The following is a 24,666-nucleotide window of genomic DNA, read 5'->3' on the forward strand; positions in this document are numbered from 1 at the left end:
AGTTCTAAACCGTCTAAGCACCTTTGGGAAGCCTACTGAATCATAAAAAAAACTATGGCCAAAACCATAATCCTTGTCCTCGATAAACCTAAAGGTTTAAAGATATAACTTAAATAAATCATGGAAAAAACCGTAACAGCCTTAATCGGACTATTGCTATTGGTTTCTTGCGGAAATAAAAATCAAACCCCTCACTACGCCGATGTTGCTATTGCCGATGAGGAGCAGACCTCTGACTGGCTTGCGTACGGACGTACACACAACGAGCGGCGGTATAGTCCTGCAACTGACATCAATACCAATAATGTGGCTGACCTGAAGGTGGATTGGTTCATGGAACTCCCAAACGATGTAGGCCTGGTGTCAACACCTCTGGTGGTAAATGGCGTGATGTACTTTACCGGAACCATGAATATCATCAGGGCGGTGGATGCAACGAACGGCGCGTTGATATGGGAATATGACCCCAAAGTAGTTGACGAAGTAAAGGGAAAGAGGAAAATTGGATGGGCTCACAGCCGGGGGATCTCGTTTTATGAAGGCAGGATTTTTGCCGCCACCTGGGATGGCAGGCTGATTGCCATTAATGCCGACACCGGTGCCGAGATCTGGTCGGTTCGTACCTATGATATGGAGCGTTCCCTATACATTACGGGAGCTCCCAAGGCTTTCAAGGGGAAAGTGCTGATCGGCAACGGCGGAACGGAAAATGGCCCGACCCGCGGCTGGGTTACCGCTTATGATGCGGATACCGGTGAGGAGGCGTGGAAATTCTATATTGTTCCCGGAAACCCGGCCGACGGCTTCGAAAATGCAGCCATGAAAATGGCGGCTGAGACCTGGACCGGCGACTGGTGGAAGCACGGCGGGGGCGGAAATGCCTGGCACGGGTTTACCTATGACGCCGAACTGGATATGCTCTATATCGGAACGGGTAACGGATCGCCGTGGAACCGGAAAATCAGAAGCCCAGGCGGTGGTGATAATCTTTTTTTAAGCTGTATCGTGGCGCTGAACCCGGATACGGGCGAATACATCTGGCACTACCAGACCACACCGGGAGATACCTGGGACTATACCTCCAATATGGACATTATTCTGGCTGACCTGAATATTGAGGGGGAGGAGAGAAAAGCTATTCTGCACGCACCAAAGAATGGCTTTTTCTATGTAATTGACCGCAAAACGGGTAAATTGATTTCCGCAGAACCCTATGTTGAAACTACCTGGGCCTCCCAAATTGATATGAAAACAGGCCGTCCCGTAGAAGTGGAAGGTTCACGGTATGAGGACAGACCAGCTGATATCACCCCCAGCCCGTGGGGTGCTCATAACTGGCAGGCCATGTCATACAATCCGCAAACCGGGCTGGCCTATATTCCCACCCATCATCTTTCAACAAATTTTTCCGATGAAGAGATCGAGCTTGAGAACTGGCAGGCCCGGGAATTTACCGGTGGAGTTGGAGTGCGCTATAGATTTTCTGATAAACAACCCAGGGAATATAGTGCATCTCTGCAAGCCTGGGACCCAGTTAAACAAGAGGTGGCCTGGCATCTGCCACAGGAGACATTTTGGAATGCCGGTACATTGACCACGGCCGGAAACCTGGTTTTCCAGGGGCGGTCGGACGGCAAATTATTAGCTTATGAAGCATCAACGGGAGAAATCCTGTGGGAGTTTGATGCCGGGCTGGGTATTTCTGCTCCACCAATCACCTACACGATTAACGGAAGGCAATATATATCGCTGCTGGTTGGCTTTGGCGGCGGTTTTGCCGGGCTGAGTGCGGATGCTGCCGAACTGGGTTGGTCGTATGGCATCCATAGCCGGCGCTTGATCAGCTTTTCGCTGGAGGGTTCTGCAGAGATGGCCGCTCTTCCACCGCCCTATTTTCCCGAACCTCTGAATGATCCTAATTTTACAATCAACGATGAGATGGCAGCAAGAGGAGCCATAGTATACGGTAGCTGCGGTGGTTGCCATGGACCTGGTTTAATTGCCGGAGGCATGGCACCGGACCTGAGGGCATCGGCTCTTGTTTTAAACAAAGAAGCTTTTTCTTCTGTTGTGCGCGATGGCATTTTAGCAGGAAGTGGGATGCCGGGACAACCTGAAATTACGGACAGAGAGCTGGAGGATTTGCGGCATTATGTCAGGCAAAGGGCCATGGAAACTTCAACTTCGGATAGGACACTTAGCACAAACAATCCTAGGAAAGAGGTGGGATCGCATTAAGCTTAGGTCATGCAAACAAATCTACTTCAGTTCATCAACCTGATTCTTGCTTGAAAGAAAATCATCATCGGTTAAAATCCAATACTTCAAAAGTATCAACCCAAGTTTCCACACTTTAAGCTTAATTAAAACTATGAACGTATCCGCTTATGCCGCCAATGGCCCACATGAAAAACTTGCCCCCTTTTCCTACGAAATGGGAGAATTAGGTGCTGAACAAGTCGATATCCGGGTGATCAACTGCGGAATCTGCCACTCAGATCTCAGCATGATGAACAATGACTGGGGAATGACGGCCTATCCGATTGTCCCGGGCCACGAGATTATTGGCGAGGTAGTCGCAGCAGGCAATGCTGTCAAAAATGTAAAAGTAGGGGATAAAGTAGGTGTGGGTTGGTTATCGGGTTCCTGCATGTCCTGCCATGAATGTATGGATGGCGCGCATCATCTGTGCGCTTCTGCCGAATTCACTATTGGTGGCAGGCATGGTGGCTTTGCTGACTACGTTCGCAGCCATTGGTCCTGGGCCATACCGCTACCAGAGGGTATCGATCTGGACAAAGCCGGACCTTTGCTTTGTGGTGGCATTACCGTGTTTAATCCGATCATTCTCGCCGGGGTCAAAGCAACGGATAAAGTTGGCGTCATCGGCATCGGGGGCTTGGGCCATATGGCACTCAAATTCCTAAACAAGTGGGGCTGTGAAGTCATCGCTTTTAGCTCCAAACCGGATAAAAAGAAGTCCATTATCGAAATGGGAGCCACCCAGGTGGTGGATTCTACTAATCCAGAGGAACTGGCAAAAATCGCCGGAAGTCTGAATTTCGTTCTGAATACGACCAATGTTACGTTGGATTGGAATTCGTATTTGACCGCTTTAGCTCCTAAAGGAAAGTTTCACAATGTGGGAGCGGTATTAGAACCGATGGCTATTCCTGCATTTTCTCTGATTATGGGAGAAAAGTCTGTCGCAGGAAGTCCTCTCGGGAGCCCAGCCTTGACACGAACCATGTTGGAATTCTGTGTGCGACATAACATTTATCCGATTACAGAAGAATTCCCGATGTCAAAGGTAAATGAAGCTTTGGAACATCTGGAATCCGGAAAGGCCCGTTTCCGAATTGTATTGAAAAACTAGGAGATTCAACTATCCTATCATTGGAACAATTTTCAAAAAAAGGTACGCCGAAAACCGATTTAGAGTAGGCTAAAAACTTAAAAAAAATGAAACAGGTAGCATTTCTTATTGTCCTTATGGCATTTACACTCAATGCCTATTCTCAAGGTTCTTTTACGGAAAAGACCTTCCATGAATTTATGGCTATAGCTGAAGATCGGATGTTTACATTAGAAAATACCGATGAAAACTTTGTATTTATTACTGGTAATGGCCAGAAAATGGGTCGCACAGCGATAAAGGAAGCAACCTCAACGATGAGCGTTATAAATGAGTTTTCAGATCTAACCGTTAATCAATCAGGTGGTACTGCAATCGTTTCGGGTATTATCGACCAAAAAATAAGTCAAAAAGAGAATCCTTCAGATGTTTTTGAATACAAAGGCGTATTTACGGCTGTTTGGGCCGATCAAAACAACAAGTGGGTATTGATGTCCTGGCAACATTCCGATTACAGGCCGGATAACCAATAATCCTGATCAAGGCAACCGAACTCCATCCTCTGGAAATTAAGAGCAAGTAGGAAAGGTGGGCCGAAAACCGATTTAGCGTAGGTAGTTAGTAAACAAAAAGAATATTTATGGAATTAAAAGTTATTGGATTAGGTCTGGGAAGAACCGGCACCTATTCGTTGAAAACAGCACTGGAACAACTGCAACTGGGTCCTTGCCACCACATGGAGCGTGTGGCGCAAAACATGCCCGTTCAACTGCCCCTTTGGAATGAGCTATTGAATCATCCGGCCAATTTTGACGCTGTTTATGAAGGCATGCAAAGCGCCGTGGATTGGCCAACCGCTGCCTTTTACAAAGAGCTTTATGCAACGTATCCGAATGCTCGATTTATTTTAACACACCGAAGTAAAGAATCTTGGGCGGAAAGCTTTGGTTCTACGATCTACAAATTGCTTACCGGTCGGGAAAACGCACCTGCGCCCGTTCAAGAGTGGCTCAATATGGTGGTGAAGGTGATTGAAAAATCAGGTTTTCCAATGGGTCTTGATTTTGAGGGCCTGGCAGAAAGATACGAAGCACATAATAAAGCAGTCGTGGCTTTAATCCCGCCCGACCAACTGCTGGTATATCAGGTAAAGGAAGGATGGGAACCTTTGTGCGCATATTTAAACGTAGAGGCCCCCAAAACAGCGTTTCCCCGCACCAATAACCGGGAAGAATTCTGGGATTTGGTGAATGCTGCCACAAAGCCAACAACTTGATTTTTGGATTGATTCATGGGTATTTATTGCTTTGGGTAGGAGAGATATTTTATAATTATGCTTTGATGGGATTTTTGGTTTATTCCTTTCGGAATATGGCTCCCAAAAATCTTATCCTCACTGCAATTATACTTTTCTGTATTGGAACTGCCTGGAACCGAAAAGACCCTGAATGGTTTGCTAAGGTGCAATAAGCTGAGGTTGCTATTGCTTCGGGTCAGGAACCTTCAAAGGAACTGAAGGAGGCAATGGATTCATGGGACAATAGAGAAACTGGAACTTCCCCGGAAGTCACGAGTAAATTTAATGGGGAAACTGGGGAGCATGCCGGTAAAATTAGAAAAATAAATCCCTGAATTGGGAAAGAAAATGCGCCCTTTCGTCCTTGATGGATTTCAGTTTTCATGGCTATGTGCGTATTCGAATTAGGTATTAGTAAAGGACGATGTGAAAGGAGTGGAAGTGCTGAGGAAATACAATAGGTTGAATCAGTAACATCAAACAATATGAAAAAAATCTTAGCCCTTTTAGCTTTTGCAGTTTTACCCACACTGGAAGCTTTTTCACAAAAGCGAATTATCGACATGCATATTCACTCCTATACAGAGAGTGATTTTGGCGAACGGGAGCCTGTTACTGATCACTATGGAGTCAAAGGGTCTGCTAATGCGAAAGCGCATCTTACAGAGACTTTTGCGGCAATGGAGCGATTGAATATTGTGAAAGCCATGGTCAGTGGAAATCCCGAAAGTGTAAGAATCTGGAAAGAAAATGATAGAGAGAACAGGGTGATTCGGGGTATTCTGAGTTTTTTGCCAGACGATCATGATATGGATATCGTCAAGTTTGAGCAAATGATTAAAGCCGGTGAAATTGAAGTTTTTGGAGAACTGGGTCCCTATTACAGCGGCACTACCTTGAGCGATTCCATTTGGCAGCCCTATCTTGAGATTTGCGAAAAATATGATATCCCTGTGGCGGTGCATACGGGAGGAGGCGATCCAATGGGAACCTACTCTTGGGCACCCAAAGCCAGACTCTCATTAGGCGATCCTTACCTCATTGAAGATGTATTGGTAAAATACCCCAAACTCCGTGTCTATTTAATGCATGCCGGAGGAGAAGATTGGCCAGAGCACGCCATTCGATTGATGGCCTACTACCCCCAACTCTATACCGATATCGCTGTATTGCTCTGGGTAGAACCCAATACGCAACGATACGTGACGGATTTTCTCCGAAATATTAAGCATGCGGGCTATCTTGATCGGGTCATGTTTGGCTCCGACCAAATGACTTGGCCTTATTCAATAGAGAAATCTATTGATTTTTTAAACAGTCTAGACTTCCTCACTGAGGAAGATAAAGAAGGGATATTTTATGGAAATGCAGCAAAATTCCTGAAATTGGAAGCAGTTGGTAAAATAGATTGACTAGCTTTAATAAAAACCACAAAACATGGACCAGACGCATATTTTACCGGAACAAAAAGGACGCATCTTTATCGTAACAGGAGCCAATACAGGTTTGGGTTATGAAAATAGCCTATCCTTGGCAAAAAAAGGAGCGAAAGTGATTATGGCTTGCCGGAGCCTGGAAAAAGCCAATGCCGCTAAAGAAAACATAAAAAAAGAAGTACCAAAGGCAGATGTAGAAGTAATGGAAATTGACTTAAGTAGTTTAGATTCTGTGCGGAATTTTGCCAAAGCCTATCAATCAAAATATGACCGCTTAGATGTTTTGATTAATAATGCCGGTGTGATGATGCCTCCTTATACCAAGACGAAAGATGGCTATGAATTACAGATAGAGGCCAATTTCCTGGGACATTTCCTGCTCACTGGCTTACTATTGAATACAATCCTAAAAACACCCAATTCCAGGATAGTAAACTTAAGCTCCATCGCCCATAAAAATGGGAAGATCAATTTTGACGACCTGCAAAGTGAGAAAAATTATTCCGCATCAGCCGCTTATGGGCAGTCAAAGCTGGCATGCTTATTATTTGCTTTTGAATTGCAAAGGAGGTTAGAAAAAGCCGGGCATGATCAAACCATATCAACGGCTGCACATCCAGGTATTGCCACTACCGAGTTGGCCAGGCATATGCCGAAAATTGTTTATGGTATATTGAAATACACAGTTGCTCCACTTCTAACGCATGCGCCAAAAGAAGGTGCAAAACCTACCATGGTAGCGGCAATTGGTGATGCAGCAGGGGGAGACTATTTTGGTCCAACAGGATTTAACGAGTTCAAAGGAAAGCCCGGTAAAGTCTCCGGCACAGCATTAGCAAATGATGAAGATGTGGCAAAACGTCTCTGGGAAGTAGCAGAAGAATTGGTGGGTATGAAATATTTATAATAGATTCCGTAAACGAAAGCACTACGAATTTTTTATCCTCTTTAAATGAACATTTCTTATCCTCCACTGGAAATGATGCGTTACAAAAATTAAGTATTTCAGGCGAGACAGCGCTGCATTAAAGTGTTAACTTCGCAGATCGTCTTAATTGTTAAATCACTCGCAATTGCCATTACAATCCTTCAAACCGCAGCGTGTTAGTCTCAAAGAGAGTTTCGCCACCCTCAAGTTTATTCCTCGTTTCTTTGGCGAAATCAGAAAGGTGAACCCCGCTCTTTTTTATACCAACCTGATCTGCCGAATCATAAGTGCCCTGCTACCTGTAAGTATGCTATGGGTAGGCAAGCTGATTATTGATGAAATTGTATTGCAGATAAATGCTGAAACCCAGGATATGGACCAGCTATGGCTCTTGATCTTCCTTGAACTTTCTCTGGCAATTGCCTCAGATCTCCTCAGCAGACTTACTACACATACTGATGCCCTTTTAGGAGACCAATATTCCATTGGTTCATCGGTGAAGATAATCAGAAAGACAGCTGAACTTACCCTTTCGCAACTGGAAGATTCCGAGTTTTACGACAAACTGGAACGCGCGCGTCAACAAACAACGGGCCGTGTAGGGCTGATGTCCAATATACTTACCCAGGGGCAGGACATTATCGTGATTGCCTCACTGCTGACGGGGGTGGTGGTATTCGAACCCTGGTTGATCATTTTATTGGTGCTATCTATCATACCGACAATAGTGAATGAAATCAAGTTTAGCGGCACAAGTTACTCTCTGGCCAGAAGCTGGACGCAGGAGCGCAGGGAACTGGACTATTTAAGGTATGTGGGCGCAAGCGATGTCACAGCAAAAGAGGTGAAACTTTTTGGACTATCCGGTTACCTTGCAGAACGATTTAGTTTGCTGTCTCAGCAATATTATGAACAAAGCAAAAAGCTATCTTACAAACGCGCTATCTGGGGGTCTTTTTTCAATATAATCAGTACCTGCGCTTATTATGGTGCCTATATACTCATTGTTTTTCGCACTGTTGCAGGCCTGCTCACCATCGGGGATCTTACGTTTCTTTCCGGTTCCTTCAACCGCCTGCGCAATAAACTTCAAGGCTTATTCATACGATTCACGGACATCACTGAGCGGGCCTTATACCTACAAGACTATTTTGAGTTTCTGGATTTGCGGACTGGCCAAAGAACAAATGAGATTTCTAAATCAGCATCCGAAGAAAAACTGCCCTTGCCTGAAAAGATAAAGGAGGGCTTTGAATTTCGAAACGTTGGATTTAAATATCCTCATTCCGAAAGTTGGGTGATTCGCAAGGTTAGCTTCAAGCTGCTGGTGGGTGAAAAACTAGCCCTGGTAGGGGAAAATGGAGCTGGCAAATCAACACTTATTAAGCTACTTTTGCAATTTTATGCGCCCACCGAAGGGGAGATCTTATTAGACGGCATCCCCATTCATCAATTTGATCCTGTGGCTTATCATAACCGGTTTGGTGTTATTTTTCAGGATTTTGTGAAGTTTGACCTGAGTCTGAGAGAGAATATTGCAGTTGGCGAGATTCAGGAGCTGGAAAATCAAAGTAGGATCAGTCAAGCTGCTGAGAAAAGTCTTGCTGTGGAAGTAATTCAGGAGCTGCCAAACGGATACGACCAAAAACTGGGAAGGCGATTCAAAGACGGAAAAGACCTTTCCGGAGGGCAATGGCAAAAAATCGCAATGGCACGTGCTTACATGAAAGATGCCGATGTGCTGATTTTGGACGAGCCCACCTCAGCACTGGATGCACGTGCCGAATCGGAAACATTCAATCGTTTTATATCCTTAACTTATGGCAAAACAGCCGTGATCATTTCACACCGTTTTAGTACCGTACGGATTGCAGACCGCATCATGGTACTCAAGGGCGGAAGCGTATTGGAGATTGGAACGCACGAGGAATTGATGGCAAACGGGCAATTATATTCAGAATTATTCAATTTACAGGCCGCTGGTTATCAGTGATCCAATCCCAATTTTCATAAAAGGCACCCGATTGTCCGTTCAGTTCATTCTTGGATTGCTTGACCATGGCGAAACTCCCCAGTCAATCATTGAGGAGTACAATTATATAACAGAAAAAGATATTCGGTCCTGTTTGCTTTTTGCCAATGAAGTTATGGAAAATAACTTTTTCACTCCTTTTGCACATTCAAAATGAAATTTATTGTGAATGAATGTACCGGCCCGACTGCTGCAAAATGGTTGTCCGCTGAAGGGCATGATGTCATTTCAATTTCGCCGGATAGAAAAGGGATTTCGTGCACCTTGATCGAGGCTATCGTTTCCCCTTTTAGGGATAAGGTGGTTTTTACGGGCGAAGTTCGATGCGTATTCACTACGTGCGCAAATAACGTATTCCCTTTTCTACTTGCCGTAACGTCCAGGTAGGCGGGCGTTTGTGTGGTTGCGCAGTAGTTGGTGCCGCTGTATTTTCTGTAGAGTTTCATCACTTTGGCAACCGGCATCAGGAATGCTTCCCCGTAGGATCTTGGGATAGGAATCATCAGGGCATTGACCTGCCAGCGCGTGCCGCAAAAAACGGACAGATCGGTTACGAATTTGGCAATAAAGCAGCTGCAGTGATCATTGGACTAGTCAATAGGCATCGACCCTGCATACCTGCCATCGTTTTAAATTAATTAAAATTCAATGATCTACAAAAAATGAGGAGCGCAACACCCCAAATGAAAAAATACCAGGACGCATTATAGAACTAAATATGTCGTTAGCATCGTTACTTGCCTGTAGGTTGGAGGCGCTGCACGCCTATCCTATGCACCTGCGCTTTGTCCAATTTATTCCATTGATGTCGCTTTGGGAGCGGCCAACCACTACCTGGGTTAAATCCGCAGGCGGACGTAAGGTTTTTAGTAAATGATTCACATTGGTTTGATCATGCGACAAATGTTGGGTACTTTTCTATCGTAAACGATTTAATCCTAAACGATAGTCAAAATGAAAACAACGCTTATTCAAAAGCTAATGAGAATCCTGCTGGGTGGCCTAATGGTACTGGCAGGACTCGGTCATTTGACTTTTCAACGGGAGGAATTCCAGGCCCAGGTTCCACGATGGTTACCTGAGGATCCAGCGTTTATGGATTTTGTCGTCATATCCTCTGGCATTATAGAAATATCGCTGGGACTTGCTATGATCTTTTTAACCGGGTATGCCTATTACGTGGGGATTGCGTTGGCGGTCTTTTACGTACTTATCTTCCCTGGAAACCTATCTCAGTACACCAATGGTATCGATGCTTTTGGCTTGGATACCGACCAAAAACGATTGATACGGCTATTTTTCCAACCTGTATTGGTTTTATGGGCTCTTTGGTCCACCGGCGCTTTCAATAAATGGACTCAGAAAAATAAAAATAGAACCTAAAAAATGTTTTATGATTTCGAAGCGACGCATTTTGCCAGCTTACCTATGGGGTGAGTTTTGTTATGTCGGGTAAAGTTGACGTGAATGGAAAACAAGCGAATCCCCTCTTTAGGTTTCTAAAATCGGAGCCTGGCGGCTTGGTCGGCGATCGCATCAAATGGAATTACAGCGATGAAATAAGATGTACCCTGAATCGGAAATAGTAAGTTTGAAACCCAATAAAGATCTATACTATTTCCTGGAACTCTTTAGCCAAAAGAAGATTCAGATCTTCATTGACGGGCCCTATTTACTCCGGGATACCCCCAGACTGATTCAGTATTTTGGTGAGGGAAAGCATCAGGGCAAGGTGGTAATCAGTCTGGGACATGCTGAATAAAAATAGACCATGGAAAAGCTAGTAAGGAAAACAAATCCCAACGTAAAGGAGGTATTTGACCGGTATCCTGACCCCATTCGGGGAAAAATGCTTTTTTTACGGGAATTGATTATCGAAACGGCCGAAGAAACGGAGGGGGTTGACGAACTGGTGGAAACGTTAAAATGGGGCGAACCTAGTTTCCTGACAAAAAATGGCAGCACCATCCGAATGGATTGGAAAACCAAAACACCAGAGCAATATGCCTTGTATTTCCAATGCTCGAGTCGCCTGGTGGATACCTTTCGAATGGTCTTTGACCGTACCTTTCACTACGAGGGAAATCGGGCCATTATATTTGCAATAAACCAGCAAATCCCGGTCCCGGAACTAAAAGAATGCATCAAAGCGGCTTTACGATACCACAAAGTCAAAGACCAACTGACCTTGGGGATTTGATTTAAAAAAAACCGTTTTTACATTTTAGCCTTACCATTCCAGACATTTAAATTTTAAACCGATCAATGGATAAAAATAAGCAATCCCCAACCAGGTTATTTTTTCACGATAAACGAACAGCAATGCAGCAGTTGACACACAATATGCAAGATTCGCAAAAAGAATGATTCCAAGATAGCGGGTAAAACCGCTTTTTGCCAGCAAGTAGCTGCCCAGTGAAAAAGCCGCAAAGCCCAATGCAACGACCGAAAGTACGTAGACGGTCGCCTTTGGCATCCCAAATAATGGTTCATACCATGCCACTACCTGACGTAGCAGGGTGGCCGTCATCAAGGCCCCCAGGCCATCCAGCAACAACAGGTTTTTCGCAGAAATTGTCATGACATCTCGTATCGTAGGCGAACACACAAAAGTAATGACTTGGCTTCTCTTTACTTTTGACGAATGTCAAAAAATCAGGTCGCATTCCCTAGCGCATGGCAAAATGAGCCGTGATGTCCTTACCGTCTTTAAAATAATACGACCGCAAAATGCCGGACTTCACAATAAATAGGCTATTGCAGGTGGCATTTGACGCGTGGATGAGCTCTCCTCGACGGTAACTAACCGAAGTGAGTATCCCGTCAAAGGCCTCCATTACTTGTTTTACTAACGCTTCCACTTGGTTTTTTCTCCTAAAGAAACCGTTTTTGATTGGGTTTTGTTTGGTTCCCTGATCAGAAAATCCGGCAATCGGCATGACTCCATAAGACAGCCACTCCGGTATTTTTGACTCCAGCGGTGTCAATGCGGAAAGAAATGCTACCCAATCGCCAACACAACATAGGGAATTATCCCAATAAATCGCCCGAATACCTTCGGAAAAGCGGTAATTGCGTACGTTTGAATAGCTTATCAGGGTTTGCCCAAATCTTATTATCTTTAGAAAAAGTTCCTGATTCCTGTAGCAAAAATGGAAAAGCCCCTCGATAAAGTCAAAGAACCTTTTTCCGTATATGGTCACTATTCCTATGCGGATTACCTTTCCTGGCAACTGGACGAGAGGATCGAGTTGATCCGGGGAAAGGTTTTTCAATAAGTTCTTTTTTATTTCTTATCAACCGAAACGGGTTTTACTTAATGGTGAATGAATAGGGAATCGTGTGCAAATCACGAACTGTCGCGCAACTGTAAGTAACGCCCAAGGTTTTTACCCTAGATATCCACTGTCCCGCATCCAGCGGGGTGGGACGGATGGTAAAAATGTTACAAGTCAGGAGACCTGCCTGTTTCGCCCTGTTTACCGTCAAACAGGATTGACAATGCTTTCGCGATTTGAAGCACGGTGTCATGTTTGGTGCATTTTTAAGAGGACAGCTGTTTCTGAACTGAAGCGGTGTGTCCATACTTTTGCATTTGAATTGCTCCACCAACTTCGATTTTTCAAGGCATTGTGAAATAAAGCAAAAGGGCTTTTAACTCAATTTTAATCTTTTAAAAGTTAAAAGAACATGCAAACGCACAATCTTGGTTACCCGCGTATTGGTGCCAAAAGAGAACTCAAGAAAGCCTGTGAAAAGTATTGGTCAGGCCAAATCCCACAGGAAGAACTCGTCCGGACCGGATGGAACATCCGGATCAAAAACTGGAGAATGCAACAGGAGGCCGGAACATTTGGAAAAATGATTTCCAGCATTCTCTTAACATGTTGCAGCTTGCCAACCAGAAAATAGGCTCCAACCGCATCATTTACGGTGATATTGACCGTCCGGCTCCCATGACCGTATTCTGGTCCAGCCACGCCCAGTCATTGACTAAAAAATGGGTTAAGGGAATGCTCACTGGACCGGTCACCATCCTGCAATGGTCATTTGTCCGGAATGATCAGCCCCGCTCCGAAACGTGCAGGCAGATTGCCCTGGCCATCAGGGATGAAGTTACGGACCTGGAAAGGGCAGGGATTAAGATCATTCAAATAGATGAACCTGCCATCCGGGAAGGACTCCCGCTGAAAAAAGAAGACTGGAAAGCTTACCTGGACTGGGCAGTAAATGCTTTCCGTATCGCCAGCTCCGGCGTTCAGGACGATACATAGATCCACACCCATATGTGCTACTCCGAATTCTATGATATCATGGAAAGCATCGTCGCCATGGATGCCGATGTAATCACCATTGAGTGCTCGAGATCGCAAATGGAGCTATTGGATGTATTTGCGGATTTCAATTATCCCAACGAAATTGGGCCGGGAGTCTACGACATCCATTCACCACGTATTCCTTCAAAAGAGGAAATGATTTTTCAATTAAAAAAAGCAATCCAGGTAATTCCTGTCGATAGGCTTTGGATCAATCCTGACTGTGGTCTGAAAACCAGGAACTGGTTGGAAACCGAACAGGCGCTGCGACGTATGGTGGCCGCAGCCAGTGAATTAAGGAAAGCGTTTACCTCGTCTTAACCTGGTGGGTCCCTCATCCCCGATTAATCCGGCAGACTCTGAAAAAGGGGATTTACAATCCTGGGTTTGCCGGATTACCTTTTAGACGGCGGTATGCGGAAATAATCGCTAACAGTATAAAAATTTGAAAAAATTACGTAACTTTTAGAATCGGAATACCAGTATATTTGCTGTGAAAATAATAAAACTGCCGAAAATCAATCAATACGGTATTGCTGATGATCGGGAAATTGCATGAACGCACTGAAAAACATAGCCTCCCTTTTCCTTTCCCTGCTGGTCGTGCTCAGTTCCATGACCTTTACGGTCAACCTGCACCTCTGTATGGGAGAGCTGGAAAGTGTGGGCATACTGACTGATGCACCCGCCTGCGACATGCACCGCAAGTCCTGTCATGCGCCCGAGCCGGACAAAAACAGCAAGGAAGATTGCTGCGAGGATGAGCAACGAATCCTCCACGGACAAGACGAGTTGAGCAAATCGCCTGTTTTCCAGAAAACCCAACCCGAGCTTGTCGCCGTTCTTTCCCTGCTTGTTTCCTACTTTACTGCCAATACTGAACTACCGCTTATGGAGGCCATGGAGGTCTACATCCCTCCACTTCTTCCCCGGGACATCCCGGTCCTCATTCAATCCTTCCTTATTTGATCATTTGATGTAATCGGAAACCTGCCTGGATGCTTTATCCCGGCTTCCCGAATTCCCATGCCGCTCCCTTTCCAATCCGGGGATCCTTTTCGGCCATTTCCATCGATCATCAAATTAGTAAAATATGCTCAATCGAATTATCAAGTTCTTTTTGGAGAACAAGTTGGTTACCGTTCTGCTCCTGCTGCTTATCATTGGCTGGGGGATCGCTACGGCACCCTTCAACTGGCAGATCGACTTCCTGCCGAGGGATCCCGTGCCGGTAGACGCCATTCCCGATATCGGTGAAAACCAGCAAATCGTCTTTACTGAATGGATGGGCCGCAGTCCGCAGGATGTGGAGGACCAGATCACCTACCCTCTAACCACCACCCTTTTGGGTTTGCCCGGGGTAAAAACGGTGCGCAGCAGCTCCGCTTTTGGTTTTTCCAGCATTTATATCCTCTTTGAAGAAGACATCGAATTTTACTGGAGCCGCTCCCGCATCCTGGAAAAACTGAATGCCCTGCCCGCTGGCCTGCTTCCGGAAGGGGTGCAGCCCCGTCTGGGCCCGGATGCCACGGCTTTGGGACAGGTGTATTGGTACACCCTGGAAGGCAGGGATAAAGACGGCAATCCCGCAGGCGGCTGGGATCTGCATGAACTGCGAGCCGTTCAGGATTTTACCATTCGCTATGCCCTTAGCAGTGCCTCGGGTGTGGCGGAAGTGGCTTCGGTAGGGGGCTATATCAAGGAATACCAGGTAGACGTAGACCCTGCAGCCCTTAAAGCCCACAACATCGCCTTGACGGACGTGGTCCGGGCAGTAAAAAACAGCAACCTGGACGTAGGTGCCAATACGATTGAAATCAATAAGGTGGACTATTTTGTTCGTGGCCTGGGCTATGTGGAACAACTCAGCGACCTGGATGCCACCGTAGTAAAAGTCAGCGATAACGTCCCCATACGCATTCAGGATGTTGCCCGGGTTACCATCGGTCCCCAACCCCGCAATATGACAGGCATCCTGGACAAAGCAGGTGCCGAAGCAGTGGGCGGCGTGGTCATTGCCCGCTACGGAGAAAACCCACTCGCGGTCATACAGGGGGTAAAGGAAAAAATCGAACAACTCTCCGGAAGTCTACCGAGCAAGACCCTGGAAGATGGCAGGGTTTCCCAATTGACGATAGTCCCGTTTTACGACCGGACCGGACTCATTTACGAAACCCTGGGCACGCTCTATCAGGCCATCAGCTTACAGGTTTTGATATCCATTTTGGTAATCATGGTCATGGTGTACAACCTCCGGGCCTCGCTGTTGATTTCGGCCTTGCTGCCCCTTTCGGTCCTGATGTGCTTTATCTTTATGAAATACCTGAACGTCGACGCGAATATCGTCGCCCTTTCCGGTATTGCCATTGCCATCGGTACCATGGTGGACCTGGGGATCATCTTGAATGAAAACATCCTGCGCCATCTCAAAGAATCCGATCCTTCCGAATCCAAACTAAAAATCATCTATACCGCCACTACCGAGGTGGCATCGGCCATACTCACCGCGGTAAGTACAACCATTATCAGTTTTCTTCCGGTTTTCACGTTACAAGCAGCCGAAGGGAAGCTGTTTGGTCCCCTTGCCTATACCAAGACCTTTGCGCTGATCGCTGCCGTTATTTTTACCTTAGTTATCATGCCAGCCTTTAGCCATTGGATATTTTCCATTCGCAAAGGATCCGGAAAATCCACCCGGATATTCAATGGTATCCTGCTGATTTCAGGGATTCTCACCTGGATATTTGTCTGGTCCTGGGCGGGATGGGTGCTGGTCGGTTTTGGACTCATCAACCTGGCCCTGCACTATTTCCCGGAAAAGGTAGAAACCTGGCGGAATTTCCTGAAGGTGGGCTTCACCTTGCTTTCCATCGCCTGGCTTCTTGCCGGGGAATGGATGCCCCTGGGCGTATCGCGTAGCCAATTGACCAATTTTCTGTTTATCTCCGTGATCATCGGACTGGTGCTGGGTGCCTTCCTGCTGTTTATGCACTACTACTCCCGTATCCTGGGCTGGTGCCTGGACAACAAAGGAAAATTTATCATAGCTCCATTACTGGTACTATTGACCGGAATTACCATTTGGCTGGGTTTTGACCGTACCTTTTCCCTGATACCAACCGCCCTGGAAAAAATAGGCTGGAATATTCGGGACAGCTCCCCATGGAAAAGTATCACCGCTACCTTCCCAGGCCTGGGGGAGGAGTTTATGCCCAGCCTGGACGAAGGCACCTTTCTCCTGATGCCGACCTCCATGCCCCATGCCGGGGTAGAAGCCAACCGGGAAATCCTTCAAAAACTGGACATGCTGGTCAACGCCATCCCGGAGGTGGAAATGGTGGTGGGAAAAGCAGGTAGGGCCGAAACGGCCATTGACCCCGCTCCCATGACCATGTTTGAAAACACCATCCAATACAAAAGCGAATACGCCAGCGATGAAAATGGCGAACGACTCCGATTCAGGGTGGACGATGAAAATCACTTCCTCCTGGAAAACGGAGAAACCTACGACCCGGAATCCGACCGGCCGGAAAGCGTTTCGCTTTCCCAGCTTATTCCGGATCCGAAAGGAGCCTATTTCAGACAATGGCGGACGCACATTCAACGTCCGGATGATATCTGGGATGAAATCGTAGCAAGGATTACGATACCAGGCGTCACTTCTTCTCCCAAGCTTCAGCCCATAGAGACCCGGCTGATCATGCTGCAAACCGGCATGCGGGCACCCATGGGAATCAAGGTGTACGGTCCCGATCTGGAGACGATTGAAGCCTTTGGCTTCGAAGTGGAAAAATACCTGAAGGAGGTTCCTTCTGTCAAAAAGGAGGCGGTTTTTGCAGATCGGGTGGTGGGCAAACCCTATCTGGAAATTGACATTGACCGGGAAAAAATCAGCCGGTACGGATTAACGATTGGTGAGGTGCAGGATTTTATCCAGACCGCCATTGGAGGCATGCAAATCAGCACAACCGTGGAAGGCAGGGAGCGCTACCCAATCCGGGTACGCTATCCCCGGGAATACCGGGACGATCCCACGGCTATCGAAAACCTGCAGGTACCCACGCCCGGAGGCGCCTACCTTCCCCTCAATCAACTGGCATCCGTAAGCTACCGGCCCGGACCAGGGATGATTAAAAGTGAAGATAGCTTTTTGGTAGGGTATGTTTTACTGGACAAAATGCCCGGCTTTGCTGAAGTGACGGTGGTGGAAGATGCGCAGAGCTACCTGCAGGAAAAAATCGACAACGATGAACTGACTGTCCCTTCCGGCGTGAGGTATGAATTTTCCGGCAATTACGAAAACCAGATCCGGGCAGAAAAACGGCTGTCCCTGGTCATTCCCCTGTCCTTAATTATCATCTTTCTGATCCTGTATTTCCAGTTCCGCTCCGCTTTCACCTCGCTGTTTGTATTTGCCGGCATCGCCCTGGCCTTTGCCGGTGGATTTCTGATGCTATGGCTGTATGGCCAAAGTTGGTTTATGGATGTGGACATCCTGGGTACCTCCATGCGGGAACTGTTCCAGATGAAGACCTACAATTTGAGCGTAGCGGTGTGGGTGGGTTTTATTGCCTTGTTTGGGATTGCCACGGATGATGGGGTGGTCATGGCCACCTACCTGGATCAGAGCTTTGAAAAGCACCAGCCGGATACCATTAAGGAAGTCCGGAAAGCGGTCATGGAGGCCGGACAGAAACGTATACTACCCTGCCTGATGACGACTTCTACCACGCTGTTGGCCCTATTGCCCATTCTCAGCTCTTCCGGCCGGGGTTCGGATATCATGATTCCCATGGCACTCCCGGCATTTGGTGGCATGTCCATCGCCCTGCTTACGCTGTTTTTGGTTCCCGTACTGTATTGCTGGAGAGCGGAGAGCAAGGTTAGTCAGGAAGGAGTTGCGAAAGCTTGATTGAAGGTTAGAAATTAGAGGTTTTGGCACGATATAAAGGATTAACAATGATACAGAAATTGAAAGATGTAGCGGTGTACGTAGGGCCATTTGATTGGGTCTTGCCGGTGTTTGAATGGAGCCGATCTATTCCTAAGAAAGAAGTTTATACATCGCAACTAATAGGTAAAATGATCACAAACCAGCTGAAATAATGGAAAAGCATATGAAATTTAGTGATTGGACGGTAGCGGGTGGCAGCTGGCAGCGCCTGGTGAAGCGGTTCGGAAGCATGGTGTTTTTGGCATTTTTCGTTGGCCAGGCACTCCAGGCACAAACGCTGGAGGAGTACGTGCAGCTCGCTCTGGAAAACAACCCCGAACTCAAGGCTTACGACCAGGACTACCAGGCCAGCCTGGAGACGGTTTCCCAGGCAGGTGTCCTGCCCGATCCGGAATTCAGCGCTGGGATTTTTCCAGCCCCCATGGATCGGCTGATGGGCCGGCAGCACGCAGACCTGCAACTCATGCAGTCCTTTCCCTGGTTCGGGACCCTGGGCACCCAAAAAGAGGCCGCCAACCAACAGGCACACGCCATTTTCCAGGAATTCAGGGGAGCTAGAAACCAGCTGATCTACCGGGTAAAATCCTCCTGGCACCAACTCTACCGGCGCCAGGAAGAAATCCGGATCACCACAGCGCACGTCGCTATTCTGGAACGGTTGGAACGGCTGGCATTGGTCCGGTACCAATCGGAGGGGGCTACCGAAAATCCCGCTTCGGCATCCGGACGATCCAATGGCATGAGCGGGGTGTTGCGATTGAAGATGGAAATCAACGAACTCGAAACCAATCTGGCCAATCTAAAAAGCACACAGAAGGCCCTGATCGAAGCCTTTAACCAGATACTCAACCGGGACCCGGGAGAAGTGGTAGCCCTACCCGATACCTTACCCGCAACAAATCTCCCCGAAGACCTTACGGAAAACCCGGAAATCCTTACCCGAGAGAATCCCAGATTGAAGCAACTGGAAGCCACCGAGGCCGCTCTGCAGTACCAAACGGAATTACAGGCATTAAAGGGAAAACCCATGATGGGTGCAGGGATCAGTTACATGCCTTTTAGCCCTAGAACCGAAAACGGAATGAACATGGGCGGCCGGGACATGGTAATGCCCATGGTCAAAATCAGCCTGCCTATTTACCGGAAAAAATACCAGGCCCTGCAACAGGAAAGTGAATACCGGGAAGAGGCGATCCGCCAACGAAAAGAAAATACAGGCAACGAATTGCTCGCTCAGTGGAGTCAAACGCGTAGCGACTGGGAAAATGCAGAACGCTCGGTAGCTCTCTATCAGGAACAGATTCGCCTGGCGAACCAAACCCTGGAATTGCTGACCAATGCCTATGCAAACAACGGAGGGGATTTTGAGGCCCTGCTGGAAACCCAGCGAAGAGTACTGGATTACCGGTTCAAGTTGCTCGCCACCATCGTCGACCTGCACCTGCTGGAAGCACGGTTGGAAAATTTGGCCGGTAGCTGATGTGGGGATGTGATAATGTGAGGATGTGGGAATTGTAATCAATAGGAAAAACCTTAATGAAATGGAAAAGAGAAATGAAGTTTTGGAATTGAGTTTTGAATTTGCGTTGCAGGTCATCGAATTTTCAGAATTGTTGGAGGAAAAAAGAAAATTCGTAATAGCCCGGCAATTAATGAAATCAGGCACAGGTATCGGTGCCAGTATAAGGGAAGCTCAAAGTTGCGAAAGTAGGGCAGACTTCATTCACAAGCTCAAGATTTCCCATAAAGAGGTTCAAGAAACGGAATACTGGCTACTTTTATGCTCCAAAGCAGCCGCTTATCCGGATCCCCCAGAGACGATGGATGGGCTGCTTCTTAGCATACAAAAGTTACTGCATAAAATTATTACGACCTCCCGTGCGAATAATAGAAGATAAAAATAAACCATGAAAAAGCTTAATAAACAGGTGTTGGTATTTACAGCGATTGGAATCATCCTGGGTTTCCTGGTAGCGATGCTAATCAGCCCATCAGCAAATCAACACATCAACACATCATCAAATCATCAAATCAACACATCAGACCACCAAACCACCGGATCATCAGATCATCAAACCTGGACCTGCTCCATGCATCCTCAGGTACGGCAGCCGGAACCGGGGCAATGTCCCATCTGCGGTATGGACCTGATCCCTGCATCCAACGCCGGAGGCAATGGCAGTTCCTCTCCTGCTGTGCTGGAAATGAGCGAGGCGGCCATTGCGATGGCAGAGGTTCAAACATTTACTGTAAAGGAAAATGAAACCGGGAAAGAGATAACCACGACCGGCAAAGTTCAGCCCGATGAACGAAGCCGCTCTACCATTACGGCCAATTTTCCCGGCAGGATCGAGCAGCTTTACGTAAATTTCACCGGACAAGCCGTGCAAAAAGGTGAAAAATTGGCGGAGGTCTATTCCCCCGAACTGGTAAACGCCCAAAAGGAATTATTGGAAGCTACCAAAACCAAATCCGATTTCCCCGACTTGTACGCAGCCGCGCGACAAAAACTACAATCCTGGAAAATCACTTCGGAGCAAATCGAGTCCATTGAATCCGGCGGGACATTGCTGGACCGGTTTGCTGTTTTAGCCGACCGATCGGGCATCGTCATCCAACGAAAGGTAGCGGAAGGGGATTATGTAGGAACCGGTACTGCCCTTTTTGACCTGGTAAACCTGAGCTCGGTTTGGGTCATGTTGGACATTTACGAAACGCAACTTCCCTTCGTTCGGAACGGCGATTTGGTCTCACTGACAGTAGAAGGAATTCCGGGCGAAACCTTTGAGGCCCCGATTTCCTACCTGGATCCGTTTATAAATCCCGACACCCGAACGGCTCAGGCAAGACTTTTGCTGAATAATCCAGGGGACCGCCTGAAGCCGGAAATGTTTGTAAATGCTCGCATACAAACGCATGGAAACCGGGATGAGCAGGTCCTCAGCATACCCCGGACCGCTTTACTCTGGTCCGGAAAAAGATCCGTCGTTTATGTGCAGGTTCCGGATTCCGAATACCCGGCCTACGAAATGAGGGAAGTAAGCATCGGTCCCAGAAACGGCGAAACCTACCCGGTATTGGCCGGGCTACAGGCGGGAGAAGAAGTGGTGAGCAATGGGGTATTCTCCATTGATGCCGCGGCACAGCTGGCCGGTAATTACAGCCTGTTAAACCGACCGGAAAGCAAGACTATGGAGGTCTCGTCCACCTTTCAAGAACAGCTTACCCTTTTGGCAGAAGCCTATTTTGAGCTTAAAAATGGGCTGGTAGCCGACGATGCCAAAGCAGCACGAAACGCCGGCAAACAGGTTGGAGAAGCGTTGAATCAGGTGGATATGGAATTGGTAGAAGGAGCGGCACACGCACACTGGATGGAATTAAAAGCGGAAGCCGAAAAGGCCTTGGAAGGCATTGCGGAAGCTGATGGTCTTCAGCCGGTCCGCAAGCAATTTATGCTGCTTTCGGAAAGCATGCTGGAGATGACCGAATCTTTTGGCCTGGAAAAAGACAAGGTATACCGCCAATATTGCCCCATGGCTTTTGGTGACGAGGGTGCCTATTGGCTGAGCGAAACTGAAGAAATCCGTAATCCCTATTTTGGTGCTGATATGTTGCGCTGTGGAGAAGTACGGGAAACCTACGAAAGAGGGAAACCGGTAATGGAGAAAAGCCCCAACACCGGCAGCCCGGGCGGGGGCGGGCACAACCACTAAACGCATTGGCCCAACGAGTTGAATAATCCAGTAATAAACCAATAAGCGATCATGAACCAAGAAAAGCACGAACACGAGCAACACGAAACGCATCAAAATAACCACTCCCACCACGATCACCACGCCATGATGATCAAAGACTTCAAAAAACGTTTTTGGATCTCCCTGGTGCTGACCCTTCCGATCCTGGTGCTATCCGAAATGATCCAGCAATGGCTGGGGTTCACCATTTCCTTTGAGGGAGACAAATACGTACTATTTGGCTTGTCCACCGTCTTGTTTTTTTACGGGGGATGGCCATTTTTGAAAGGCCTGTTTGACGAGCTAGGTAAAAAAAATCCTGGGATGATGACACTGATAGCCGTAGCGATAATCGTGGCTTACGGCTACAGCAGCGCGGTGGTCTTTGGACTGGATGGCACGGATTTTTATTGGGAGCTGGCCACCCTGATCGTGGTGATGCTTCTGGGGCACTGGATAGAAATGAAGTCGGTGATGGGAGCTTCCCGATCACTGGAACTACTCGTACAACTAATGCCCGCAGAGGCGCACCTCATGGACGGGGAGAATGTCAACGAGGTAAAGGTAAGCGAATTAAAAAAAGGAGACCGGATTTTAGTCAAGGCCAACGAAAAAATCCCCGCAGACGGAGTCATTGAGAAGGGAGAAAGCCATCTGGACGAAAGCATGATTTCCGGTGAAAGTAAACCCGTAAAGCGCTCCAAAGGAGATGAGGTAGTGGGCGGTTCTGTAAACGGCAACCAATCCCTGGAGGTAAAAGTCCAGAAAACGGGGGAAGAAAGTTACCTAAACAAAGTAATCGGCCTGGTCAAGGAAGCCCAATCCAGCAAATCCAAAACCCAACACCTTGCCGACCAGGCAGCCAAATGGCTCACCTTTATCGCTTTGGGTGCCGGAACCATTACCCTGGTGGTTTGGCTGCTGATGGGCAAGCCCTGGGATTATGCCCTGGAACGAATGGTCACCGTGATGGTCATTTCCTGCCCCCACGCACTTGGCCTGGCCATCCCTTTGGTGGTGGCCATTTCCACCTCAGTATCGGCCGGAAAAGGCCTGTTGATCCGAAACCGTACGGCCTTCGAAAATGCCCGGAAAATAACGGCCATGGTATTTGATAAAACCGGCACACTGACCGAGGGCAACTTCGGAGTATCCCGTTACGAAAGCCTTTCGGAAGATCTCAGCGAAAAGCAGTTGTTGGCTTTTGCCGCCTCGCTGGAGCAAGGATCGGAACATCCCATCGCACAGGGAATCGTGAAAAAGGCAAAGGAAGAAAAACTGGATCTTCACGAAGTCAGCCAGTTTGAAGGCCTTACCGGAAAAGGAGTACAGGGAGAGATTGATGGCGAATCCTGGAAAGTGGTCAGTCCCGGCTACCTGGAAGAAAAAAACATCTCTCTACCGGAAAAATCCCAGTCCGAGAAAGCGGAAACCATCGTTTTTATACTCAAAGGAGAGGACCTGGTAGGCTTTGTGGCACTGGCAGACAAGGTCAGGGAAGACAGCTTACCGGCCATTAAGTCGCTTAAAGAGGCAGGAATGAAGGTATTTATGGCCACCGGAGACAACGAAAAAACCGCCAGAGCGGTGAGTGAGGAATTAGGTTTGGATGATTACTACAGCGAGGTGCTGCCGGATGAAAAAGTCGAACTGATTAAAAAACTGCAAAAGGAAGGCTATTTTGTGGCCATGACGGGAGACGGGGTCAACGATGCACCAGCCCTGGCCCAGGCCAATGTAGGCATCGCGGTAGGTTCGGGTACAGACGTGGCCGCAGAAACGGCAGACATTATTTTGGTGAACAGCAATCCCAAGGACATTGCCCAATTGGTCCGGTTTGGCACGGCTACCTATAAAAAGATGATTCAGAACCTGGTATGGGCCACCGGCTATAACGCTGTCGCGATGCCTTTGGCTACCGGGTTTATTCCCGGCCTGCTGATCAATCCTGCCATCGGTGCGATTTTTATGAGTTTGAGTACTGTTATCGTCGCCGCCAATGCCCAACTATTGCGTAGGCAGATGGATTGAGTAATGAAGGCTAATAAAAGCTAGCAGGGCTTAGGCATATGACTACTAAAATCAATTATTAACACATGAAATCGAGCATGATGGAGGCGACACACAGAGGGATGATTATAAAGCATGCGAGATTCCATATGGCCACTTAAAGACAATTATAAACATATGAAATCATTCCTTTCCCCCACCAATGAAAAATCCACCCTGCTGATCCGAATGATGGTTGGTGCGGTATTCTTTTCCGAAGGATGGCAAAAATTTCTTTTTCCTGCCCTTCGCGGAGCCGGTCGGTTTGAAAGAATCGGACTTCCTAATCCGGAATTCCTCGGTTACTTCGTGGGCGGTATGGAAATACTCTGTGGGCTGTTTATTTTGGTAGGTTTGCTTACACGCCTTGCTGCTATTCCTACCTTGATAATCATGATCGTTGCCATTGCCAGCACCAAAACCCAGGTTTACGCTGAGGAGGGGTTCTGGCCTATGATGCACGGAAGCCGAACGGATTGGGCGATGCTCCTGGGTAGTTTGTTTTTAATCCTGAAGGGTAGCGGCAGATGGGCATTAGACCAAGTGCTTTTTTTCGGAAAGTAGC

The 24,666-nt window shown here is 47.4% G+C and carries 22 protein-coding genes, 2 pseudogenes and 1 riboswitch; of the genes and pseudogenes, 21 read left to right on the forward strand and 3 right to left on the reverse strand.

Features of this window, described 5'->3' with window-relative positions:
* Positions 1–120 precede the first annotated feature (120 nt).
* From GJS45_RS18040 to GJS45_RS23850, 8 genes are all read left to right on the forward strand, one after another.
* A complete protein-coding gene (locus GJS45_RS18040) occupies positions 121–2,238 on the forward strand; it encodes a PQQ-dependent dehydrogenase, methanol/ethanol family (protein ID WP_162343271.1) in 2,118 nt (705 codons plus the stop codon).
* A 133-nt stretch (positions 2,239–2,371) separates the two neighbouring features.
* Complete coding sequence (ahr, locus tag GJS45_RS18045) at positions 2,372–3,376, forward strand: NADPH-dependent aldehyde reductase Ahr (protein WP_162343272.1); 1,005 nt, start codon at positions 2,372–2,374, stop codon at positions 3,374–3,376.
* An 86-nt stretch (positions 3,377–3,462) separates the two neighbouring features.
* On the forward strand, positions 3,463–3,888 hold the full coding sequence (locus tag GJS45_RS18050) for a nuclear transport factor 2 family protein (RefSeq protein ID WP_162343273.1): 426 nt from the start codon (positions 3,463–3,465) through the stop codon (positions 3,886–3,888).
* A gap of 107 nt (positions 3,889–3,995) precedes the next feature.
* The gene (locus GJS45_RS18055) at positions 3,996–4,631 is read left to right on the forward strand and encodes a sulfotransferase family protein (RefSeq protein WP_162343274.1); all 636 of its coding nucleotides are present in this window, start codon (positions 3,996–3,998) and stop codon (positions 4,629–4,631) included.
* 506 nt (positions 4,632–5,137) lie between these two features.
* Entirely contained in the window at positions 5,138–6,064 is a 927-nt protein-coding gene (locus GJS45_RS18060; RefSeq protein ID WP_162343275.1) for an amidohydrolase family protein, read from the forward strand.
* 25 nt (positions 6,065–6,089) lie between these two features.
* Positions 6,090–6,995: an oxidoreductase gene (locus tag GJS45_RS18065; RefSeq protein WP_162343276.1), complete on the forward strand. Its 906-nt coding sequence runs from the start codon at positions 6,090–6,092 to the stop codon at positions 6,993–6,995.
* 166 nt (positions 6,996–7,161) lie between these two features.
* Positions 7,162–9,009, forward strand: coding sequence for an ABC transporter ATP-binding protein (locus GJS45_RS18070; RefSeq protein WP_162343277.1), 1,848 nt, complete (start codon positions 7,162–7,164; stop codon positions 9,007–9,009).
* 16 nt (positions 9,010–9,025) lie between these two features.
* Positions 9,026–9,205, forward strand: a complete 180-nt coding sequence (locus tag GJS45_RS23850; protein ID WP_262887952.1) for a DUF433 domain-containing protein — start codon at positions 9,026–9,028, stop codon at positions 9,203–9,205.
* Here the strand turns inward: GJS45_RS23850 and GJS45_RS18080 are convergent.
* A complete protein-coding gene (locus GJS45_RS18080) occupies positions 9,180–9,551 on the reverse strand; it encodes a hypothetical protein (protein ID WP_162343278.1) in 372 nt (123 codons plus the stop codon). The genes GJS45_RS23850 and GJS45_RS18080 overlap by 26 nt on opposite strands.
* Positions 9,552–10,002: 451 nt before the next feature.
* Between GJS45_RS18080 and GJS45_RS18085 the strand changes: the two genes are divergently transcribed.
* The 3 genes from GJS45_RS18085 (at position 10,003) to GJS45_RS18100 (ending at position 11,248) form a co-directional block, all read left to right on the forward strand.
* On the forward strand, positions 10,003–10,431 hold the full coding sequence (locus GJS45_RS18085) for a DoxX family protein (RefSeq protein ID WP_162343279.1): 429 nt from the start codon (positions 10,003–10,005) through the stop codon (positions 10,429–10,431).
* A gap of 181 nt (positions 10,432–10,612) precedes the next feature.
* Positions 10,613–10,810 (forward strand): hypothetical protein, encoded by a 198-nt coding sequence (locus GJS45_RS18095; protein ID WP_235954860.1) that lies wholly within the window; start codon positions 10,613–10,615, stop codon positions 10,808–10,810.
* A gap of 9 nt (positions 10,811–10,819) precedes the next feature.
* Positions 10,820–11,248 carry a DUF1801 domain-containing protein gene (locus GJS45_RS18100; RefSeq protein WP_162343282.1) on the forward strand — a complete coding sequence of 143 codons (429 nt, stop codon included), beginning with the start codon at positions 10,820–10,822 and terminating at the stop codon, positions 11,246–11,248.
* A gap of 30 nt (positions 11,249–11,278) precedes the next feature.
* On the opposite strand, the gene GJS45_RS18105 is transcribed toward GJS45_RS18100, so the two are convergent.
* Positions 11,279–11,629 (reverse strand): hypothetical protein, encoded by a 351-nt coding sequence (locus GJS45_RS18105; RefSeq protein ID WP_162343283.1) that lies wholly within the window; start codon positions 11,627–11,629, stop codon positions 11,279–11,281.
* 88 nt (positions 11,630–11,717) lie between these two features.
* Entirely contained in the window at positions 11,718–12,035 is a 318-nt protein-coding gene (locus GJS45_RS24125; RefSeq protein WP_235954850.1) for a cyclic nucleotide-binding domain-containing protein, read from the reverse strand.
* A gap of 165 nt (positions 12,036–12,200) precedes the next feature.
* Here GJS45_RS24125 and GJS45_RS24130 point away from each other — a divergent pair.
* The 10 genes and pseudogenes from GJS45_RS24130 to GJS45_RS18155 all read left to right on the forward strand — a co-directional run.
* Positions 12,201–12,323 (forward strand): annotated as a pseudogene (locus tag GJS45_RS24130) (Uma2 family endonuclease); the annotation flags it as partial.
* A 15-nt stretch (positions 12,324–12,338) separates the two neighbouring features.
* Positions 12,339–12,531, forward strand: a riboswitch (cobalamin riboswitch).
* Between the two features lie 207 nt (positions 12,532–12,738).
* On the forward strand, positions 12,739–12,960 hold the full coding sequence (locus GJS45_RS18115) for a hypothetical protein (RefSeq protein WP_162343285.1): 222 nt from the start codon (positions 12,739–12,741) through the stop codon (positions 12,958–12,960).
* Between the two features lie 11 nt (positions 12,961–12,971).
* A pseudogene (locus GJS45_RS18120) lies at positions 12,972–13,685 on the forward strand (5-methyltetrahydropteroyltriglutamate--homocysteine S-methyltransferase); the annotation flags it as partial.
* 234 nt (positions 13,686–13,919) lie between these two features.
* Positions 13,920–14,333 carry an HYC_CC_PP family protein gene (locus tag GJS45_RS18125; RefSeq protein ID WP_162343286.1) on the forward strand — a complete coding sequence of 138 codons (414 nt, stop codon included), beginning with the start codon at positions 13,920–13,922 and terminating at the stop codon, positions 14,331–14,333.
* 124 nt (positions 14,334–14,457) lie between these two features.
* On the forward strand, positions 14,458–18,276 hold the full coding sequence (locus tag GJS45_RS18130) for an efflux RND transporter permease subunit (RefSeq protein ID WP_162343287.1): 3,819 nt from the start codon (positions 14,458–14,460) through the stop codon (positions 18,274–18,276).
* A gap of 193 nt (positions 18,277–18,469) precedes the next feature.
* Positions 18,470–19,798 (forward strand): TolC family protein, encoded by a 1,329-nt coding sequence (locus tag GJS45_RS18135; protein ID WP_162343288.1) that lies wholly within the window; start codon positions 18,470–18,472, stop codon positions 19,796–19,798.
* Positions 19,799–19,859: 61 nt separating this feature from the next.
* Positions 19,860–20,216 (forward strand): four helix bundle protein, encoded by a 357-nt coding sequence (locus tag GJS45_RS18140; RefSeq protein ID WP_162343289.1) that lies wholly within the window; start codon positions 19,860–19,862, stop codon positions 20,214–20,216.
* 9 nt (positions 20,217–20,225) lie between these two features.
* Entirely contained in the window at positions 20,226–22,031 is a 1,806-nt protein-coding gene (locus GJS45_RS18145) for an efflux RND transporter periplasmic adaptor subunit (protein ID WP_162343290.1), read from the forward strand.
* Between the two features lie 51 nt (positions 22,032–22,082).
* Positions 22,083–24,083, forward strand: coding sequence for a copper-translocating P-type ATPase (locus GJS45_RS18150; protein ID WP_162343291.1), 2,001 nt, complete (start codon positions 22,083–22,085; stop codon positions 24,081–24,083).
* Between the two features lie 156 nt (positions 24,084–24,239).
* Positions 24,240–24,665: a DoxX family protein gene (locus GJS45_RS18155; RefSeq protein ID WP_202928120.1), complete on the forward strand. Its 426-nt coding sequence runs from the start codon at positions 24,240–24,242 to the stop codon at positions 24,663–24,665.
* The last annotated feature ends 1 nt before the right edge of the window (position 24,666 follow it).

Origin of the sequence: Cyclobacterium salsum, assembly GCF_010119245.1 — a bacterium.
Classification (GTDB): Bacteria; Bacteroidota; Bacteroidia; order Cytophagales; family Cyclobacteriaceae; genus Cyclobacterium; species Cyclobacterium salsum.

Bases quoted from the DNA above. Each gene is read 5' to 3' on its own strand.
- GJS45_RS18155 (WP_202928120.1), top strand. From the start codon at position 24,240: ATGAAATCATTCCTTTCCCCCACCAATGAAAAATCCACCCTGCTGATC.
- GJS45_RS18065 (WP_162343276.1), top strand. From the start codon at position 6,090: ATGGACCAGACGCATATTTTACCGGAACAAAAAGGACGCATCTTTATC.
- ahr (WP_162343272.1), top strand. From the start codon at position 2,372: ATGAACGTATCCGCTTATGCCGCCAATGGCCCACATGAAAAACTTGCC.
- GJS45_RS18115 (WP_162343285.1), top strand. From the start codon at position 12,739: ATGCAAACGCACAATCTTGGTTACCCGCGTATTGGTGCCAAAAGAGAA.
- GJS45_RS18130 (WP_162343287.1), top strand. From the start codon at position 14,458: ATGCTCAATCGAATTATCAAGTTCTTTTTGGAGAACAAGTTGGTTACC.
- GJS45_RS18135 (WP_162343288.1), top strand. From the start codon at position 18,470: ATGGAAAAGCATATGAAATTTAGTGATTGGACGGTAGCGGGTGGCAGC.
- GJS45_RS18100 (WP_162343282.1), top strand. From the start codon at position 10,820: ATGGAAAAGCTAGTAAGGAAAACAAATCCCAACGTAAAGGAGGTATTT.
- GJS45_RS18140 (WP_162343289.1), top strand. From the start codon at position 19,860: ATGGAAAAGAGAAATGAAGTTTTGGAATTGAGTTTTGAATTTGCGTTG.
- GJS45_RS18085 (WP_162343279.1), top strand. From the start codon at position 10,003: ATGAAAACAACGCTTATTCAAAAGCTAATGAGAATCCTGCTGGGTGGC.
- GJS45_RS18055 (WP_162343274.1), top strand. From the start codon at position 3,996: ATGGAATTAAAAGTTATTGGATTAGGTCTGGGAAGAACCGGCACCTAT.
- GJS45_RS18050 (WP_162343273.1), top strand. From the start codon at position 3,463: ATGAAACAGGTAGCATTTCTTATTGTCCTTATGGCATTTACACTCAAT.
- GJS45_RS18105 (WP_162343283.1), bottom strand. From the start codon at position 11,629: ATGACAATTTCTGCGAAAAACCTGTTGTTGCTGGATGGCCTGGGGGCC.
- GJS45_RS18080 (WP_162343278.1), bottom strand. From the start codon at position 9,551: ATGATTCCTATCCCAAGATCCTACGGGGAAGCATTCCTGATGCCGGTT.
- GJS45_RS18150 (WP_162343291.1), top strand. From the start codon at position 22,083: ATGAACCAAGAAAAGCACGAACACGAGCAACACGAAACGCATCAAAAT.
- GJS45_RS18125 (WP_162343286.1), top strand. From the start codon at position 13,920: ATGAACGCACTGAAAAACATAGCCTCCCTTTTCCTTTCCCTGCTGGTC.
- GJS45_RS18040 (WP_162343271.1), top strand. From the start codon at position 121: ATGGAAAAAACCGTAACAGCCTTAATCGGACTATTGCTATTGGTTTCT.
- GJS45_RS18145 (WP_162343290.1), top strand. From the start codon at position 20,226: ATGAAAAAGCTTAATAAACAGGTGTTGGTATTTACAGCGATTGGAATC.
- GJS45_RS18095 (WP_235954860.1), top strand. From the start codon at position 10,613: ATGTACCCTGAATCGGAAATAGTAAGTTTGAAACCCAATAAAGATCTA.
- GJS45_RS18060 (WP_162343275.1), top strand. From the start codon at position 5,138: ATGAAAAAAATCTTAGCCCTTTTAGCTTTTGCAGTTTTACCCACACTG.